Below are 15,858 nucleotides of genomic sequence, written 5' to 3' on the forward strand. Positions count from 1 at the left end.
TAAAGATGGTATGGGTAACGATGTCGGAACCACAACCTTTTTCTATATCGATGACTTATGGGTTGGAAAACAGCTTATTGAAGAACAGCGCTACGACGATCGTGGTCGTATTACCGAAAACAATTTAGGTCAGTATAATTATACCAACGCCGACAAGGTCTACCAAAACACTTCCATCGACCTGAACATAGCGGACGCTTCCTACTATCAAAACCGGGACGGGATTTTTAATGATGGCATGGAAGAACAAAAGGGATGGTCGGATTTGGGACTCGGATGGGACATTTTCGGCAAACCGACTTACGACGATTCCAAAGTCAAATCCGGAAAATATTCGCTAAAAATTCATAATCCAACCAACTCGGATAAAACCTTACATTCCGATCACTGGATTCCGATTGATAACCCGCATGGCGCCTCCTATACCTTTTCCGGATGGGTATATAGTGACGGACCTTCTTCTCAGATTTTTCTGTTTATGAATTCCGAGACTGAAACCGGGTACTATACTATCGTGGCCGACAAATATACCGAAGTCACCAACCAATGGGTCTATTTGGAACGAACGGTCTATGTACCATCACATATCAAAAAACTCAATATTCGCGTGGATAATAACGGTGGTGGAAATGTTTGGTTTGATGACATTAGGATTCGCAAAACGGATAATCCGAAAACGGATCTACGTCAGTTGGATGTTACCTACGATATGTTTAAAAATCCGGTTTCCATTACCGAAACCGGTGTCGAAAAAATCGATTTTAAATACAGTGATAGTCATTATCGATCGGCGATGTTTTATGGTGGTTTACAAACCGATAGCACCCAACGGCAGTTTCGAAAAGATTATGCTTCCGACGGTTCGATGGAAATTACTACAAACCAGCAAACGGGCGAATCTACGTTTGTATTCTTTGTGGGAGGAGATGCCTATAGTGCTCCGGCAGTATTTAAAGATAACGGCGCCACTTCGGAATTGCTGTATTTAGAACGGGATTATCAGGGTAGTATCATAGCTGTTTTGGATCAGGTTGGGGCCATTGTCGAAAAACGTCTTTTTGATCCATGGGGTGCGATTGTAAAAGTACAGGACGGACAAGGTCGAAATCTGGCCGGATTAACGGTTTTAGACAGAGGTTATACCGGACACGAACATCTGCAAAGCGTCGGAATTATCAATATGAACGGACGTTTATACGATCCGAAATTACGCCGGTTCCTGTCGCCTGACAATTATATTCAGGATCTTTTTAATACCCAAAACTATAACCGCTATGGGTATTGTTTAAACAATCCAACCAAATACACCGATCCAACCGGGGAATGGTGGTGGCAGGCCATAGGGTATCTGGTGTCGGCCTATATACACGGAGCCCAGACAACCGGAGAGGTAAATCCGTATAAATGGGGAGATACCGGAGTCTACAATGCGATTTTAGGACCTACATCATCGGCCATTTCCTATGCCGCTACGGAATATGCGAATACCTATATTGATAACTATAATAACCATCCGACCCTAAACTATTATGGGGAAGTCATTAACCGGAATGAGCATCCGTATGTACCGGTAGCGGTCATTCAGATGCCCACACAACATCATTTTCTGGGGGTAAACATGACGGCACTTTCGGACGGTAATTTTCTGGATCGGTTTGTATATGGCACGTTTAACAGCTTTAGTATCCCGGTACAATATTTGATGGGAAGAAGCGTTCAGGATGGTAGTATGCGTAACCTCAACGGTACGCCTACCGCCACAGAGGAGGGTGTTTTAGCTTTTGGTTCGTTACCGCTATGGTTTATAGGGGGTAATGCGGGTGCAACGCAAGTAGGGGCAGGTACTGACTTATTGGCGAAAACCGGGCAAGTTGCTAAGGGGGTAACAAACACAGTAACAAGGTCAGAATCAGTATTAGGACATATTTTTAGAGATGCTACTGGACACGTTAATCCTTCAACGCTTACGTCACAAAACAGATATATTCAATTGTTCGAAAGTGTAGCTAATAACCCAGCAAATCTGAATCAAAGTATCTTAGCACCAAATGCCATAAAAAATGGAGCTGAAGGATTTACTCAAACTTTTAAGAATGGTCAAATATGGGTACAGACAAGAAATGGAAAAATATTTGATGCAGGCGTAAATTTAATTCCAAGATAAATTATGAGAAAATTTACTATAGCATTAGATAAAGATATTAATAAGCAATATAATGATGCGGCTATTTATTATCAAAAAAGCATTGATGAAGGCGAGATTAATCTTGAAACTTTTTTAAACCTATCTTTTTTATATTGGAATTTTCAGGATTTTGGTTTCTTTTCTTATTATAAAATATCGGAAGAATTAAGGAATATTGGATACGATAAGTATCCTGAAATTTTAGACATAGGGCTAAGCAAGTTCCCTAATAATTTAGAATTGAATTTTTGGAAGAAGTATTTTCAGCATATTATTTATGGTGATGAGTTTTCAGAAAAAGACTGCGAAAATCTTTTAAAAGAGTATGGAGATAGTGAAAGTATTGTACCCTATTTCTTTCTTTACCTTTTTGATAAAGAAAAATATAAACAAAAAAGAAATGAGTTATTAGCACTTTGTAAAAAAAAACCTACTGCAAAAAATCTATATATAAAATCAATAGTTGGATAGTGTGAAACTATTCCTAAAAATATTATTTTGAATAGGTTGACAGATTTTAGAACGGGTCTTCTTTAATAGGAAAAAGCGTTCAGGATGGTAGTATGCGTAACCTTAACGGTACGCCTACGGCCACAGAGGAGGGTGTTTTAGCTTTTGGTTCGTTACCGCTGTGGTTTATAGGGGGTAATGCGGGTGCAACGCAAGCAGAGACGGGAGCCAAATTGCTGGAGCAAACCGGGCAAGTTGCTGAGACGGGAACTAAGTTAGGAACGTATGAATTAGAAATAACTCACGGGCTTACTAAATCCAAAAATGCTTTTTCAAAACTTAAAGCTAATATAAAGCTAAATGGGATTCAGGAACCAATAAAGTTTGTAGAGCATAATGGTAAAAGATTCGTTGTTGACGGCCACCATCGCTTAAGGGCAGCAAAAGAGTTGGGAATTCAAAATGTTCCAGTACAGCAAGTAAAACTACCTTATGCTGGTTATAAATCAGTTGATGATCTAATTTATTCTCGTTACTAATGGCAATTTGGCAATATACATTTCAAGTTTTACCAAAAGAAAGTGTAAATACTTTAGCGGAAGATTTTTCCTTTAACTATACAGATGAAGGATTTGATGATGAGTTATTTTGGGAAAATTACCCCCTTAAAAAAGGCTTTTTTAATAAAATCAATTCAATCCTCGAAAAAACTAAATCTTGGAGTAACGATATTGATTTATACGGTAATCAGGAATCAAATTGCTTTGAGGTTCTTTCTGATAATGAAGGTAATGTTCTCTCTGTTTCTTTTAGATTAGATTTTACAAGTAACTATGAATCGATATTAAGGCACATTCTTGAGTTTTGTAGCCTTAACGGATTAGTCATTTTAGATGAAGGGTTAAATATTGTTCCGTTGAATCACGGACAAGTACTTAGTGTTATAAGAAATTCACAGCAAATGAAAAGGTATAAAGAATTGTCTGAAGAAGATGAAAATTATTATTAGTACTAAAAAGATAAGGAAACACAAAATGAACTTGTTTATTAAATTATTACTGTTTGTTTTTGTTGCACTCGTTACGAATGTAAAAGTAATGGGTGCAGCCATTACTTTTCCGAATATTCAGGAGAGAACAAATTCAAATTTATTTCATACACAGATAGCAAAGACAGATGGTTCCATCCTGAAAAAAGTTGATGGTCTACTAGTCGACCTGTTTTAAGATTAGTTTTCTTTAATAGGAAGTAAGCGTTCAGGATGGTAGTATGCGTAACCTAAACGGAACGCCTACCGCTACGGAAGAGGGTGTTTTAGCTTTTGGTTCGTTACCGCTATGGTTTATAGGAGGTAATGCCGGCGCGACACAAGCAGAGGCAAGTACCAAATTGTTGGAGCAAACCGGACAAGTACAATCTTTAGGTGGAGGAAGAACCGCAGTAAAACAATGGTTACAAGGAGCAGGTAACTTAGAGCGGGGTACATTGATTCAAAATATAGAGTCTGCGGGCTTCAAAAGAATGAGTCCTAAAACTTCCCCTGTAAGCGTTTTTGAGCGGGGCGGTATGCGAATCCGATTAGACCCACCGCAATCAGGAACACCTTTCAATCATATGCATTTGGAGTATGGAGGGAACAGTTATAATATCTTCCTCAATCCAGTGAATTATAAAAGCTCTGCAGCTCATATTCCAATCAGATAAATGAGTATTAATATGGAAAAGAAATTAGAATATTCGTTTGATGACGAGCCGGTAAGTAAGTTTTGCTACGATTTAGATACTCAAAAAATAGAAGTTCATTTTAGAGGACACTATGATTTGATTAAGGATACATATTTAGATGCTCCTTGTATTTGGGTTATTGAAAATTGGGAGTATGCAAAATGTACGCTTGGGGATGAGCAAAAGCGATATGATTTAAATAAGCACATAGGTGTTTTCAGTTTAATCTTATATATGAAATATAACGATAACAAAGAATTGGAAATGCTCGTGAATACTGTTGATAATAGATATCTCACATTGTTTTTTAAAGACCCAAAATTGAGTTTAAAATAATGTTCCATCCTGAAAAAGTTGACGAACTAAAAGTCTGCCTATTTTAGGGCGAGTCTTTTTTAACAGGAAATAGCGTTAGGATGGTAGTATGCGTAACCTAAACGGAACGCCTACGGCCACGGAGGAGGGTGTTTTAGCTTTTGGTTCGTTACCGCTATGGTTTATAGGAGGTAATGCCGGCGCGACACAAGCAGAGGCAGGTACCAAGTTGTTGGAGCAAACTGGACAAGTTACTAAGGGAGGAATACAGTTAACTAAAAAGACTTTTGGGCATACATTCACTACTCACGGAGATGATATGACAAACTTTTTGATTAACAGGGCAAAAGGTTCTGGTATGGCACAAGGTCAATTCTTGAACAATCAAAAAGCAGCTCAATTTATTTTAGACAACGTAGGTAAAACAGCAAATGGAGCTGTGAATATTCCTATTCCTAAAGGTTTTCCGGCAAGAGTTATTATGCCAGACGGAATATTTAAAGCAGCTACTCATATACGACTTGTTCCTAGCGGTGGCGGAGTTAAAACAGCTTATCCATTAATACCTTAATTTTGGCCTTATGATACTGAAAAAAGAAATAATCGAACAACTTAGCAATGAGTTATCATTGCCTTATACAGGTATAGAACAGGATTGGGATATAGAAATGGCAGATTCCAACAGAATTGATGATTTCCTTGAATTTTATCATCAGAATGATTTGTCTACTGATAAAAAAGTAGCTGTAATATCTCTTATTCTTGCTTCTTATGAAGATTTTCTAAATGAGAATGATTTAGAAATTGATGATAGATGGAACAAAATCAAATTTATATTAGAGTCTGAAAGGCTGATTTTTAATAACTTGATAAAATATTGGTCATTGAGTAACGAAGTAGAAGAAGATAATCTTTTTCGAATAACACTTCTTATGAGGAATATAAAATAAGATGAACTTGTTTATTAAATTATTACAGTTTGTTTTTGTTGCACTCGTTACGAATGTAAAAGTAATGAGTGCAGCCATTACTTTTCCGAATATTCAGGAGAGAACAAATTCAAATTTATTTCAGACACAGATAGCAAAGACGGATGGTCCCATCGTGAAAAAAGTTGATGGCCTACTAGTCGACCTGTTTTAGGGTAAGTTATTTCTTTAATAGGGAAGAAGCGTTCAGGATGGTACTATGCGTAACCTCAACGGTACGCCTACGGCCACAGAGGAGGGTGTTTTAGCTTTTGGTTCGTTACCTTTATGGTTTATAGGGGGTAATGCGGGTGCAACGCAAGTAGGGGCAGGTACTGACTTATTGGCGAAAACCGGGCAAGTTGCTAAGGGGGTACTCAATGTTCAGCAACGGACTTTACAGCATATGTTTGGCCGTCATGCTAAGGATTTTGGAGTAACAGGAAATTGGAGCAAAGCGATGGCAGGTGAATTTGAAGGAGTGATAAAAACCCATATAAAAGGATTAACTCCAATTCAGGGAACCTATAGAGGAACACAGCAAGTATTACACTACTATAATTCAAGTACAGGCTTAAATGTTATGACCGATATAAGCGGTAATTTAGTTGGTGGTTGGAAATTAAGTGCAGATCAAGTTAAATATTTATTGTCTACAGGAGCAATCAAATAAAGTAAATTTTATGCCAGAATATTTTGATATATCGCTAATAGCCCCAAAAACAAAATCTTCAAAATCAGAAATAGAGTTTTGTTTGAATGAGCTTGAATTATCTGAAGGAGAAAACACATCTGAAATATTTTCAGGAAGACAAATTTTAGTGTCGATTATTGATGCTGATGAATCTGATTTTGAAGAATTATCTATTGGCCTGCCCGAACAGTTTTTTTACAAAGACACTTTTAAAGAAGACTTAAAAAAACTCACAATTTTTATTAATCGCTTTTTTGAATGTAACGGCAGCTTCAATTATGCTTTGTGTAGCTATGAATTAAATGGCTATCTTATTGGAAGCATTAAGAAGTATGAGGAATTCAGCAATACTGATTTCCTAGACCGTTTTCCTATAGTTTATGAAAGAAAATCACCACTTGGATTACCGTTGTTAAAAACAAATGTGGATGCTCAAGAAATTCTTAAACAATGAAGTTGTTTGTCAAAATATTGCTGCATGTTTTGGGTGCACTTGTTGCTAATATGAATGTAACAAGTGCAACTATTACATTTCCTAATATTAAGAAAACAGTAACTTCTTTTTTTTTCATAAAGAGATACTAAAAACAGTTTTTAAAGTCATTGAAAATGGTTTGGCGAATTGTTGTCAAAATGGACATAATTTAGTAGCTTATAGAAACTGGGGAAAGGAGTTGGGGCAGTTGTCGCTAAAGGGGGAACAGAAGGAGGCTTGAATTTATTTAAGTTTGGTAAAGCCACTACAACTACAGTATAAGGATGGAGAACTGGTGATAGGATGCTTAAAATGTTCGATCAAGGTTCTCCAGAATTTAATTGGAAACAGAATTCGGTTTTTTTAAGACAGGAAATGCGTTCAGGATGGTAGTATGCGTAACCTTAACGGTACGCCTACGGCCACAGAGGAGGGTGTTGTAGCTTTTAGCTTGTTACCTTTATGGTTTATAGGGGGTAATGCGGGCACGGCGCGAACTTTTATGTCTCCTCCTAAAAAATGACGAACTACTAGCCGATCTATTTTAGAAGGAGTATAATTTAGTTCCAGTTATTCTTTTGCATGATTTCCGTTAGATACTGTAATTCGTTTTCCCACAAATCGTCCGATTGCATCTGCTCCCGGAATTGCAGAATGCTACTTTTAGCATTCACAACCGCATCCCGATACCATGGGAACTCCTGAGCTGTGGCGAGTAATTTAACAACACCTTTTAGACTTTCCCCGCTTCGGATATACCAAAAGGCATGCTGACTTCTAAAATACGGACAGTAATAAAACTCTTCGGCGACTGTATTCCAGATGGTTTCATCCGCCTCCGGAACCGAAAGCAGGGCAACAGCATAAACGGATGAATGGATAATATCATTTTTAAAATCGACCAATTGCAGCACGTTTATTTCATCACTTTTCCATTCGTTTCGCAAACTGTTTTCTAAAAGTTGCTGATAGATTTGATGCGCCTTCTCATGTTGGCCGGTTAAGTGAAAGGAATTCGCTAAAGCAATTTTTGCTTTTTTGTTGTCTCCATCCTGTTCCAGGGCTTTTTGAGCCAGTGCGATACTTTCGTCAAAGTTTAACAGTATAAAATGACACTTCGCTAAGGATGCCAGTGCCTCCGGATCGGTATAATCCGCTTCGTTTAAATTGGCTGCGGCAAATTGCAACGCTTTTTCCGGATAACGGTCAATCACAAAACGTTCGATTACCTGTGCTTTTGGAATCCGGTGAAAATAAACCGAATCCAGTGCCGCAAAAATAACCCCGCGTTTATCCCATACCGATTGTATTTCCTTCCATTGATTATAGGCACCTTCAAAAGCATAGGAGGGAGGAATCACATTACCTCTTTTATCTTTAAATTCATAGGCGACATCACCATTGGTTACGCCGATATAGCGCTTTAGCGCATCTTCAAAATCAATGGTAAAGGCTTTGTCTTCCGCTATAGGAGTGCTTTTGCCGAATAAGGTTTTAAAAAAGGACATTTATTTTGTTTATAAGTTGATCAAATAATACTGTTAATAGTAAAAGATAAAAAGAACAATCAAAGACAAATATATTGAAACAGCTACTGGGTTTTTCTAATGCAAATAGTTTTTAAAAAAGACAGGCGATTTTGTGATCATTATTCGGGTATTGTTTTGAAAATATCATTTCGGAAGCGAAAGATTGTAACGATAGGGTTGGTTTCAATCGTAAAAGAATAAAATCTTTAAAAAGGGAATCAAGCAGATACAAACTGTAATACGGCCATACGGTAAGACTTACAGAGGGAAAACAGCTTCGATCTGTGTGCCTTTTCCAATATTGGATTTAATCTGCATTTCACCTTTTAAAGAAGAGATTCGTTCGGTCATGTTTTTGATACCGATCCCTTTTTTGGCAATTTTTAGGTCAAAACCGGCACCATCGTCACTTATAATTAGTTGCAGTTTACCGGTTTCGGTAAGTGTAAGGGTCACAAAAGCATTTTTCGCATTCGCATATTTGTTGATGTTCAGAATGCCTTCCTGTACGATACGATAGATGTTGATTTTGGTGGTATTCGGAACCGTATTCCAATCGATGTTTTCATCGATTTCATAGTGGAAATCCGTGGTATTGATATTTTCCTGGTTTTTGATCAGGAAGCTTAACAACTCGGTAAAATTGCGCTCTTCGAAGTACGAGTTTTTGGTCAGATCGTGCGAAATCGTACGGATCTCTTTTTCAATATTCTGAAGCTCCAGGATATATTCTTTTCGTTTTTCAGTCGCTTTTTCGTCGGCTTTATTATTAAAAAAACCAAGGTTCATCCGGACACCATAGATCTTGTTCATAATATTATCGTGCAATTCCATAGCAATCCGGGTCTTTTCCTCTTCTTTAGCGGTATTGACTTTTTCCTGTTGTTCTACAAGCAGGTGATAGATTTCTTCATTCGCTTCCTGTTGCTGTTGGATTAGCTGAAGTTCTTTGTTTTTGGCTTTTAAATGACGGATAATCCCTAAAGCGGTCACCACAAAAATAAAAAAGGCCGCTCCAAGTAATATATACAGATTTCGTTTGGTTAGCACTTCGTTTTCTTCTTCGAGTCGTTCCGTTTCATAGGCAATACGGGCATATTTGTTACGGGTTGCCCGTTCCTTTTTCTGTAAGCTGTCGCTAACAGCAATATATTCATCGGAATACTGCTGACTTCTACTGGTGTCGATTTTGGATAAGAGTTTTAAACAGCGCAACAGTTCATAATAACTTTTGGTGTCACTGGCGAGCTGATAACTTTCCTTTAGTGTTACGATCGACTGCAAAGTGTCTTTCTGGATGAGGTAAAATTCGCCCAACTGTACTTTACTATACGCAACACCCGCCTGATTTCCCAGACTGTCCCGGAGATGAATCGATTCGTAAAACATCTCTTTCAGATCCTTAAAATCACCGGCTTTCATTTTGGAATACGCAAGATTACTCAGCGTCGCGGCATAATATTCCGGGAAAAGTTTGCGGAGATCTTTAATCGCAATAATCTTTTCGAATTGTTTGATCGCTTTTTGATGCTCTCCGATTTTGTCGTACATATAACCGATATTGTTCAGTGTTGGGATATAATACCCAAGAATAACTTTCGGATCGGTTTCTTTTAGTTTGAGTTTGTCGTATTCTTTTAACGCGAGTTCGTGGTATTTTAGCGCACCGTTAAAATCATTTAATCCCTGAAGAGAATTGGCAAGAATATTATAAGCGCTATAGGTAAGCTTATAATTTCCGGATTTATTGAGTAATTGTAGCGATTTGCTGGCTTCGATTTCACTTTCAATGTAGTTGCCCTCGCTATATAAAATCCCTCCTTTGTATAATAGCATACGGCCAACATTTTCCGAGTCTTTGATCCGGCGGTATATTTTTTCGGCCTGAAGATAATAATAGAAAGCACTATCCTTTTTTATAGGCTCGTAGCAATCGCCAATATAATACAGCGCTTTTGCAGTAGCAACACTATCGTTGGCGTCATTGGCCAGGTTAAAAGCTTCTTCACTAATGATTCTGGATGTCTGAAAATCGTTGAGGCGGTAATATTCGTCTGCCAGCTGGAAATGAAAATTCCGGGTAATCGAGTCGTTTTTGCGCCGGGAAATTTCATGGAAAATAGAATCCAGTAATACCTTCTTCTTCGATAGCGATTTCTGATTGTTGTTCGCGTCTTTGAACAGCGCATTTATTTTTTTATCCGAAACAGCAATGTCACTTTTTTTGTTCATCTCACAAGAGAACATCAAAAAACAGAGGATAAGGCAAAATATAAATTTCGATACTGGGGCGTTCAAAATGGTGGCGAATTAGGGATTGATCAAAAATAATATAAAAAACCTAGGCAATATAAGTTAATATCACAACTTATATTGCCCAGGTCGAAAAAAAACTTTCGTTTTTATATTATCTTTTTGGAGGGTTCAATGTTCCACCTCCGTTATCATCAAGATTCGGACTGATTGGTTCTGTCGTTGTATTTGGAGTATAGCTCGGAAGCATACTTGTAGAGTCAGCAGGTGTACCGCGCATTACATCGTCATTGGTATTGAATTTTCGGGCACTGGTTTCCTGAGTTACATCATACTCATCTGTTGAACATGAAAATGTTAATCCGCCAACAATAATAAGTGTCAAAATAAAAAGAGCTTTTTTCATAAAAAAAATATTTTAATGTTAAGATAATGGGGTCGCTACAACATTTTTTATGAAGTAGTGGTATTTGATTTGTTTTAGTTGCTGAAAGTTGGGATTACTTACCAGTATTACTGAAGATGTCATGTGTAAAGCATGTTCCCTCATCTTAGTAATTGTTTAAAGCTTTAAATTGTTCCGTCATTATTACAGTTACAAAATTAGATAAGGAACAAGCTGTTTTGGTAATCATTAATCGTGTATTTAGTGGTTGTAAGGCGTTTGCTAGTGGATGTATCATTTGTACGTGTAAACAATAGGTTTTTGTTAAGATGAAATTCGCCTTATAATGGTATCGATGTTATCTTTATACGATTTGGAGAAAGGTATGGAAATTTCATTATTATTTAAATAACATTTCAATTTTCCCAAATGTATACGGGAAACATAATTAATATTTACTATCGAACTGTTGTGTACCCTTAAAAAGTAAAAAGGAAGCAGACTTTCAAAATGCTTTAAGGTTTTGTAAGCGCTAACTTTCTGACCAGAGCTAAGGTAAATATCGGTGGTATTATTGTCGGCTTTTAAATGGGTGATGTCTTTTAAATGCACAAACTGATAATCGCCGTATGATTTTACACAAATAGTTTCAGGCTCTTTAAACGGATTTTTTTTCTGAAAGCGAAGCAGGCACTTTCGTAACTCGCTCTGGCTTAAAGGTTTTAACAGGTAATCCGACACCCCTTTTTTAATAGCTTCAAATGCATGACTTTCATCCGAAGTAATTACCACAAAATAGGGTAATTCTTCCAGAAATTCGTTAAGTTCGGATAAAATAGCAAACGATAAATCCGAATCCGGTTTTTTAGAAGCAATTTCAATGAACACCAGTTTGGGTTTTAACTCCAATATCCGGTTGATAGCTTCTTCTTTCGTCTTAATCACACCAAGGCACAGAAAGTCTTCAAAATCTTCAAAAACTTCCAGAATGTTCTTGGCTACCTTCTCATCGTCATCGATTAGCAAAAACGGATAATGCACAACTTTAATTTTAGTGCAAGCTATTACTTTCGTCTGAAATTGTTTTACGGATATTCCGTACTTTTTCGTTAGATTTGTAATAGAAAAAAAATCGTATGGCCAAAGAAATAAATATTTTGCTAGTAGATGATCATCCAATGACATTGGATGGTTATATCAACTTGCTTTCCGAATTCAATACCGATGAGTTGACGCTTACTTTTACAACGGCTCATAATTGTACTACAGCCTATACGACCATTATGAACTTTTCCAGGCTAAAAAAAGATATCGACTTTGCTTATCTTGATATTAGCTTGCCGCCTTATAAAGAAATGAACATCGAATCGGGAGTGGATCTGGCACTGTTGATTCGTGAAAAATTTCCAAAATGTAAAATTGCGCTGCTCACGATGCACAATGAACCGGTACTGATTGATAAGATTATGAATAAAGTCAATCCGGAGGCGTTTATTTCGAAATGCGATATCAATTTTGAAATGTTTCCCAACGTATTCGAGAAAATCTATGGAGGTGAAACCTTTGCCAGTCACACGATTTCCAATGCCTTGAAAGAACTGATGATGAAAAACATCAAATGGGATTCTATCGATAGTCAGATTCTGTTGTTGATTTCTCAAGGTGTTAAAACGGCCGATCTTCCCAACTATATTCCGTTGTCGATGAGTGCACTGGAAAAACGAAAAGCCAATATCAAAAGCCAGTTGCTACGTTCCAAAGGTGGCGACAAAGAGTTGATCGAAGAAGCCAAAAAGATCGGACTGATTTAAACGGTCAAAAGAATCGGGACAATAAATAAAAGTAAAGCTAGTTTTTACTACTTTAGTACAGAAATAAGTAAAGTATGATTAAAGTTGGCCTGCTATATCTCTTATTAATCCTTCCCGTAGGTCTTTGGGCACAAACCGAAGAAACGGTAAAAAAAGAAGAAGAAAAGAAAGTTGTCGTAGACTCGCTGTACCGGGAAGATCAGTTTTATATCAGTATTGCTTATAACTTAGTGCGAAATAGTCCGCGTGGCTTTTCGCAAAACTCCTTTTCATTGGGTCTGAGTGCCGGTATTCTCCGCGATATTCCACTTAACGAAAAACGGACCTTTGCCATAGCGCCGGGAATTGGTTATTCGTTTAACAGTCTTCGTCAGAACATGAAAATTGAAGAAATAGACGGCGTCGCCAATTATTCCATCAGTTCCGATTTCGAAAAAAACAAACTGGAAATGCATTATCTGGATATTCCGATCGAAGTACGTTGGCGTACATCAACACCGGAAAGTCATAAATTCTGGAGAATCTATTCCGGATTTAAGTTTAGTTACCTGTTCTATAGTAAATCGGTGTATACCGGAAGTACCGAAAAAATCAAAGTATTTAATAATTCCGACCTGAATAAAATCCAATACGGGCCCTATGTCGGGATTGGGTATAATACATTTAATGCCTACGCCTATTATGGACTAAACCCATTGTTTAAATCGGGTGAAATCGATGGTGAAAAAATCAAAATGAATGTTTTTAGCTTTCTGGTAATTTTCTACATTCTATAACCAGAAATACCATAACCCGATTTGCGGTAAAGCGCCAACCAATATGCCGATGACAATCTCTTTCATCGAGTGGGCGTTCATATACAAACGGGACGACGCGACAATTCCAATGCTACATATCGAAAAAGCAATCAGGTTCACAAACCGAATATGGTAATGCATGGAAATCCCGATGATAAAAAGGCTTATCCCAACAATGCCTACCATATGCAAACTGGCCTTAAAGTGAAATAGCAGTAGGACCAAAGCAATAATCGAACTGATCAACGCACCGAGAAAGAAAAAATACAACTCCGGAATCGGTAGCATTGTTAGGGAATGCTCGATCAATACCAGGAAAAACATCGCCTGAAAAGCCAATGGTAATCGTCGTTCTTTTTTCTCCGACAACATAATCCCGGAACGGATTAATCCAAGTGATTTTAAAAGGAAATATGTCGATACCGGTAGGAATAACGTCAGAATAACCACCTGAAACAGAATCAGGTAGATTTCATGCGGATAAAAATAATTCCGGGTTACGAAAAAATAAAACAGCGTGGCATAAACCGAAATGAACAGCGGATGGAACAAATAAGAAAATAACGGGAAGATCTTTTTGAAATCCATTGAAATGATGGGTTTAAGTCGGGCAATTATATTTTTTTTCGCATACGTGCCACCGGAATATCCAGCTGTTCACGGTATTTGGCGATCGTTCTTCGGGCAATCGGATAGCCTTTTTCTTTTAAGATATCGGCTAGTTTATCGTCGGGAAGCGGCTTACTTTTGTCTTCCTCTTCGATTACATTCTGCAAGATCTTTTTGATTTCGATGGTCGAAACATCTTCCCCCTGATCGTTTTTCATCGCTTCAGAAAAGAATTCTTTGATGAGTTTTGTGCCGTAAGGGGTTTCCACATATTTACTGTTGGCCACACGGGATACGGTCGAAATATCCAAACCAACCATATCAGCGATGTCTTTTAAGATCATCGGTTTTAGTTTGGTTTCATCGCCATCAAGAAAATACTCCTGTTGGTAATGCATGATCGCGTTCATCGTCACAAATAAGGTTTCGTTACGCTGTTTGATGGCATCGATAAACCATTTGGCCGAATCCAGTTTTTGTTTGATAAACTGTACGGCATCTTTTTGAGAATTCGATTTTTCGCGCGATTCCTTATAGGTTTGCAGCATTTCCTGATAATCTTTGGAAACGTGCAATTCCGGGGCATTTCTCCCGTTTAGGGAAAGCTCCAGTTCGCCGTCGATCAGGCGGATTGAAAAATCCGGAACTACATGTTCTACAGTACGGGAATTGGTGTCGAACGAACCACCCGGTTTGGGGTTTAGTTTTTCGATTTCGTCAATCGCCTTGCGGAGTTGCTCCTGTGAGATATCGTATTTCTGTAGTAATTTGTCGTAATGTTTTTTGGTAAACGCATCAAACTGGTTTTCGAGTATATCAATGGCAAGTTCGATCGCTTCAGTTGGCGTTTTATGGCGAAGTTGTAACAACAAACATTCCTGTAGGTCGCGCGCGCCAACACCCGACGGTTCCAATTCGTGGATAATGTTTAGAATACGCTCCACATTTTGTTCGTCGGTATAAATTCCCTGCGTAAAAGCCATATCATCTACGATATCCTGAATATCGCGGCGGATATAGCCCATATCATCAATACTTCCTACTAAAAACTCGGCGATTTCACGTTCGTTGTCGGAAAGTATAAACGTATTTAATTGGTTAATCAGATCCTGATGAAAACTCACCGGTGCGGCAAACGGAAGAGTGCGGTCTTCGTCATCGTCGCTATAATTATTGGCTTGTAATTTATAATCGGGCGTTTCATCGTTACTCAAATATTCGTCGATATTGATTTCGTCGGCATCGATACGTTCGTTGTCATAATCGTCGTATTCATCATAATTATCGGCTTCATATTCGTCATGCTCCATAGTGTCCTCTTTTCCGGTTTCCAAAGCCGGATTTTCCACAAGTTCTTCCTTCAGACGTTGTTCAAAAGCCTGCGTAGGCAATTGAATCAACTTCATCAGTTGGATTTGCTGAGGGGATAGCTTTTGCGATAATTTGAGCTGTAAATGTTGTTTAAGCATTTTTGTATTGTGTATTCGGTTTTGGGTTAATCAGAGGCAGTAGGATACCGCCATAATAAAGTAACCTTTGCCAAATTATTATTTTCAAAAATAAAAAAAAATCGGCAAAGGTTAGTATAAGTTTAGCAGGTACTGCGATGTGAAACCGAAATTAACACATTTTCAGTGTAACCTGACAGATAAACGATTCCAG

The 15,858-nt window shown here is 37.9% G+C and carries 18 protein-coding genes; 12 read left to right on the forward strand and 6 right to left on the reverse strand.

Translation table 11 applies throughout. The annotated features are described in order from the left end of the window. Window positions 1-10 precede the first annotated feature (10 nt). From E6C50_RS14430 to E6C50_RS14480, 10 genes are all read left to right on the forward strand, one after another. Window positions 11-2,164, forward strand: coding sequence for an RHS repeat-associated core domain-containing protein (locus E6C50_RS14430; RefSeq protein ID WP_136403939.1), 2,154 nt, complete (start codon window positions 11-13; stop codon window positions 2,162-2,164). 3 nt (window positions 2,165-2,167) lie between these two features. Next, on the forward strand, window positions 2,168-2,656 hold the full coding sequence (locus tag E6C50_RS14435; RefSeq protein WP_136403940.1) for a hypothetical protein: 489 nt from the start codon (window positions 2,168-2,170) through the stop codon (window positions 2,654-2,656). 92 nt (window positions 2,657-2,748) lie between these two features. Next, on the forward strand, window positions 2,749-3,174 hold the full coding sequence (locus tag E6C50_RS14440) for a ParB N-terminal domain-containing protein (RefSeq protein ID WP_136403941.1): 426 nt from the start codon (window positions 2,749-2,751) through the stop codon (window positions 3,172-3,174). After that, window positions 3,174-3,644 (forward strand): hypothetical protein, encoded by a 471-nt coding sequence (locus E6C50_RS14445; protein ID WP_136403942.1) that lies wholly within the window; start codon window positions 3,174-3,176, stop codon window positions 3,642-3,644. Before E6C50_RS14440 ends, E6C50_RS14445 begins: the two co-directional genes overlap by 1 nt. Window positions 3,645-3,904: 260 nt before the next feature. Beyond that, on the forward strand, window positions 3,905-4,339 hold the full coding sequence (locus E6C50_RS14455; RefSeq protein ID WP_136403944.1) for a hypothetical protein: 435 nt from the start codon (window positions 3,905-3,907) through the stop codon (window positions 4,337-4,339). Between the two features lie 12 nt (window positions 4,340-4,351). Continuing rightward, the gene (locus E6C50_RS14460; protein ID WP_136403945.1) at window positions 4,352-4,696 is read left to right on the forward strand and encodes a hypothetical protein; all 345 of its coding nucleotides are present in this window, start codon (window positions 4,352-4,354) and stop codon (window positions 4,694-4,696) included. Window positions 4,697-4,784: 88 nt separating this feature from the next. Next, window positions 4,785-5,246 (forward strand): hypothetical protein, encoded by a 462-nt coding sequence (locus E6C50_RS14465; RefSeq protein ID WP_136403946.1) that lies wholly within the window; start codon window positions 4,785-4,787, stop codon window positions 5,244-5,246. A 10-nt stretch (window positions 5,247-5,256) separates the two neighbouring features. After that, entirely contained in the window at window positions 5,257-5,625 is a 369-nt protein-coding gene (locus tag E6C50_RS14470) for a hypothetical protein (RefSeq protein ID WP_136403947.1), read from the forward strand. 238 nt (window positions 5,626-5,863) lie between these two features. Next, the gene (locus tag E6C50_RS17880) at window positions 5,864-6,316 is read left to right on the forward strand and encodes a colicin D domain-containing protein (protein WP_211089553.1); all 453 of its coding nucleotides are present in this window, start codon (window positions 5,864-5,866) and stop codon (window positions 6,314-6,316) included. A gap of 10 nt (window positions 6,317-6,326) precedes the next feature. After that, window positions 6,327-6,791 carry a hypothetical protein gene (locus tag E6C50_RS14480; protein WP_136403948.1) on the forward strand — a complete coding sequence of 155 codons (465 nt, stop codon included), beginning with the start codon at window positions 6,327-6,329 and terminating at the stop codon, window positions 6,789-6,791. A 581-nt stretch (window positions 6,792-7,372) separates the two neighbouring features. Here the strand turns inward: E6C50_RS14480 and E6C50_RS14485 are convergent. The 4 genes from E6C50_RS14485 to E6C50_RS14500 all read right to left on the reverse strand — a co-directional run bounded on the left by E6C50_RS14485 (window position 7,373) and on the right by E6C50_RS14500 (window position 12,020). Then, window positions 7,373-8,320, reverse strand: coding sequence for a tetratricopeptide repeat protein (locus tag E6C50_RS14485; RefSeq protein WP_136403949.1), 948 nt, complete (start codon window positions 8,318-8,320; stop codon window positions 7,373-7,375). 279 nt (window positions 8,321-8,599) lie between these two features. Then, the gene (locus E6C50_RS14490; protein ID WP_230979014.1) at window positions 8,600-10,573 is read right to left on the reverse strand and encodes an ATP-binding protein; all 1,974 of its coding nucleotides are present in this window, start codon (window positions 10,571-10,573) and stop codon (window positions 8,600-8,602) included. 175 nt (window positions 10,574-10,748) lie between these two features. After that, window positions 10,749-11,000, reverse strand: coding sequence for a hypothetical protein (locus E6C50_RS14495; RefSeq protein ID WP_136403950.1), 252 nt, complete (start codon window positions 10,998-11,000; stop codon window positions 10,749-10,751). A 303-nt stretch (window positions 11,001-11,303) separates the two neighbouring features. Continuing rightward, window positions 11,304-12,020: a LytR/AlgR family response regulator transcription factor gene (locus tag E6C50_RS14500; RefSeq protein WP_168732833.1), complete on the reverse strand. Its 717-nt coding sequence runs from the start codon at window positions 12,018-12,020 to the stop codon at window positions 11,304-11,306. A 95-nt stretch (window positions 12,021-12,115) separates the two neighbouring features. On the opposite strand from E6C50_RS14500, the gene E6C50_RS14505 reads away from it, so the two are divergent. Further along, the gene (locus E6C50_RS14505; protein WP_136403952.1) at window positions 12,116-12,790 is read left to right on the forward strand and encodes a response regulator; all 675 of its coding nucleotides are present in this window, start codon (window positions 12,116-12,118) and stop codon (window positions 12,788-12,790) included. Between the two features lie 74 nt (window positions 12,791-12,864). Beyond that, complete coding sequence (locus E6C50_RS14510; protein WP_136403953.1) at window positions 12,865-13,566, forward strand: porin family protein; 702 nt, start codon at window positions 12,865-12,867, stop codon at window positions 13,564-13,566. Here the strand turns inward: E6C50_RS14510 and E6C50_RS14515 are convergent. Together E6C50_RS14515 and rpoN are read right to left on the reverse strand one after the other, a co-directional pair. Then, on the reverse strand, window positions 13,561-14,175 hold the full coding sequence (locus E6C50_RS14515) for a hypothetical protein (protein ID WP_136403954.1): 615 nt from the start codon (window positions 14,173-14,175) through the stop codon (window positions 13,561-13,563). The genes E6C50_RS14510 and E6C50_RS14515 overlap by 6 nt on opposite strands. Before the next feature lie 26 nt (window positions 14,176-14,201). Beyond that, window positions 14,202-15,665: an RNA polymerase factor sigma-54 gene (gene rpoN, locus E6C50_RS14520; RefSeq protein ID WP_136403955.1), complete on the reverse strand. Its 1,464-nt coding sequence runs from the start codon at window positions 15,663-15,665 to the stop codon at window positions 14,202-14,204. Between the last annotated feature and the right edge of the window lie 193 nt (window positions 15,666-15,858).

The organism is Flavobacterium supellecticarium, assembly GCF_004801375.1.
In the GTDB taxonomy this organism is placed as follows: Bacteria; Bacteroidota; Bacteroidia; order Flavobacteriales; family Flavobacteriaceae; genus Flavobacterium; species Flavobacterium supellecticarium.

Coding starts and splice junctions, on each gene's coding strand:
- E6C50_RS14430 (WP_136403939.1), top strand. CDS start 11: ATGGGTAACGATGTCGGAACCACAACCTTTTTCTATATCGATGACTTA.
- E6C50_RS14435 (WP_136403940.1), top strand. CDS start 2,168: ATGAGAAAATTTACTATAGCATTAGATAAAGATATTAATAAGCAATAT.
- E6C50_RS14440 (WP_136403941.1), top strand. CDS start 2,749: ATGCGTAACCTTAACGGTACGCCTACGGCCACAGAGGAGGGTGTTTTA.
- E6C50_RS14445 (WP_136403942.1), top strand. CDS start 3,174: ATGGCAATTTGGCAATATACATTTCAAGTTTTACCAAAAGAAAGTGTA.
- E6C50_RS14455 (WP_136403944.1), top strand. CDS start 3,905: ATGCGTAACCTAAACGGAACGCCTACCGCTACGGAAGAGGGTGTTTTA.
- E6C50_RS14460 (WP_136403945.1), top strand. CDS start 4,352: ATGGAAAAGAAATTAGAATATTCGTTTGATGACGAGCCGGTAAGTAAG.
- E6C50_RS14465 (WP_136403946.1), top strand. CDS start 4,785: ATGCGTAACCTAAACGGAACGCCTACGGCCACGGAGGAGGGTGTTTTA.
- E6C50_RS14470 (WP_136403947.1), top strand. CDS start 5,257: ATGATACTGAAAAAAGAAATAATCGAACAACTTAGCAATGAGTTATCA.
- E6C50_RS17880 (WP_211089553.1), top strand. CDS start 5,864: ATGCGTAACCTCAACGGTACGCCTACGGCCACAGAGGAGGGTGTTTTA.
- E6C50_RS14480 (WP_136403948.1), top strand. CDS start 6,327: ATGCCAGAATATTTTGATATATCGCTAATAGCCCCAAAAACAAAATCT.
- E6C50_RS14485 (WP_136403949.1), bottom strand. CDS start 8,320: ATGTCCTTTTTTAAAACCTTATTCGGCAAAAGCACTCCTATAGCGGAA.
- E6C50_RS14490 (WP_230979014.1), bottom strand. CDS start 10,573: ATGAACAAAAAAAGTGACATTGCTGTTTCGGATAAAAAAATAAATGCG.
- E6C50_RS14495 (WP_136403950.1), bottom strand. CDS start 11,000: ATGAAAAAAGCTCTTTTTATTTTGACACTTATTATTGTTGGCGGATTA.
- E6C50_RS14505 (WP_136403952.1), top strand. CDS start 12,116: ATGGCCAAAGAAATAAATATTTTGCTAGTAGATGATCATCCAATGACA.
- E6C50_RS14510 (WP_136403953.1), top strand. CDS start 12,865: ATGATTAAAGTTGGCCTGCTATATCTCTTATTAATCCTTCCCGTAGGT.
- E6C50_RS14515 (WP_136403954.1), bottom strand. CDS start 14,175: ATGGATTTCAAAAAGATCTTCCCGTTATTTTCTTATTTGTTCCATCCG.
- rpoN (WP_136403955.1), bottom strand. CDS start 15,665: ATGCTTAAACAACATTTACAGCTCAAATTATCGCAAAAGCTATCCCCT.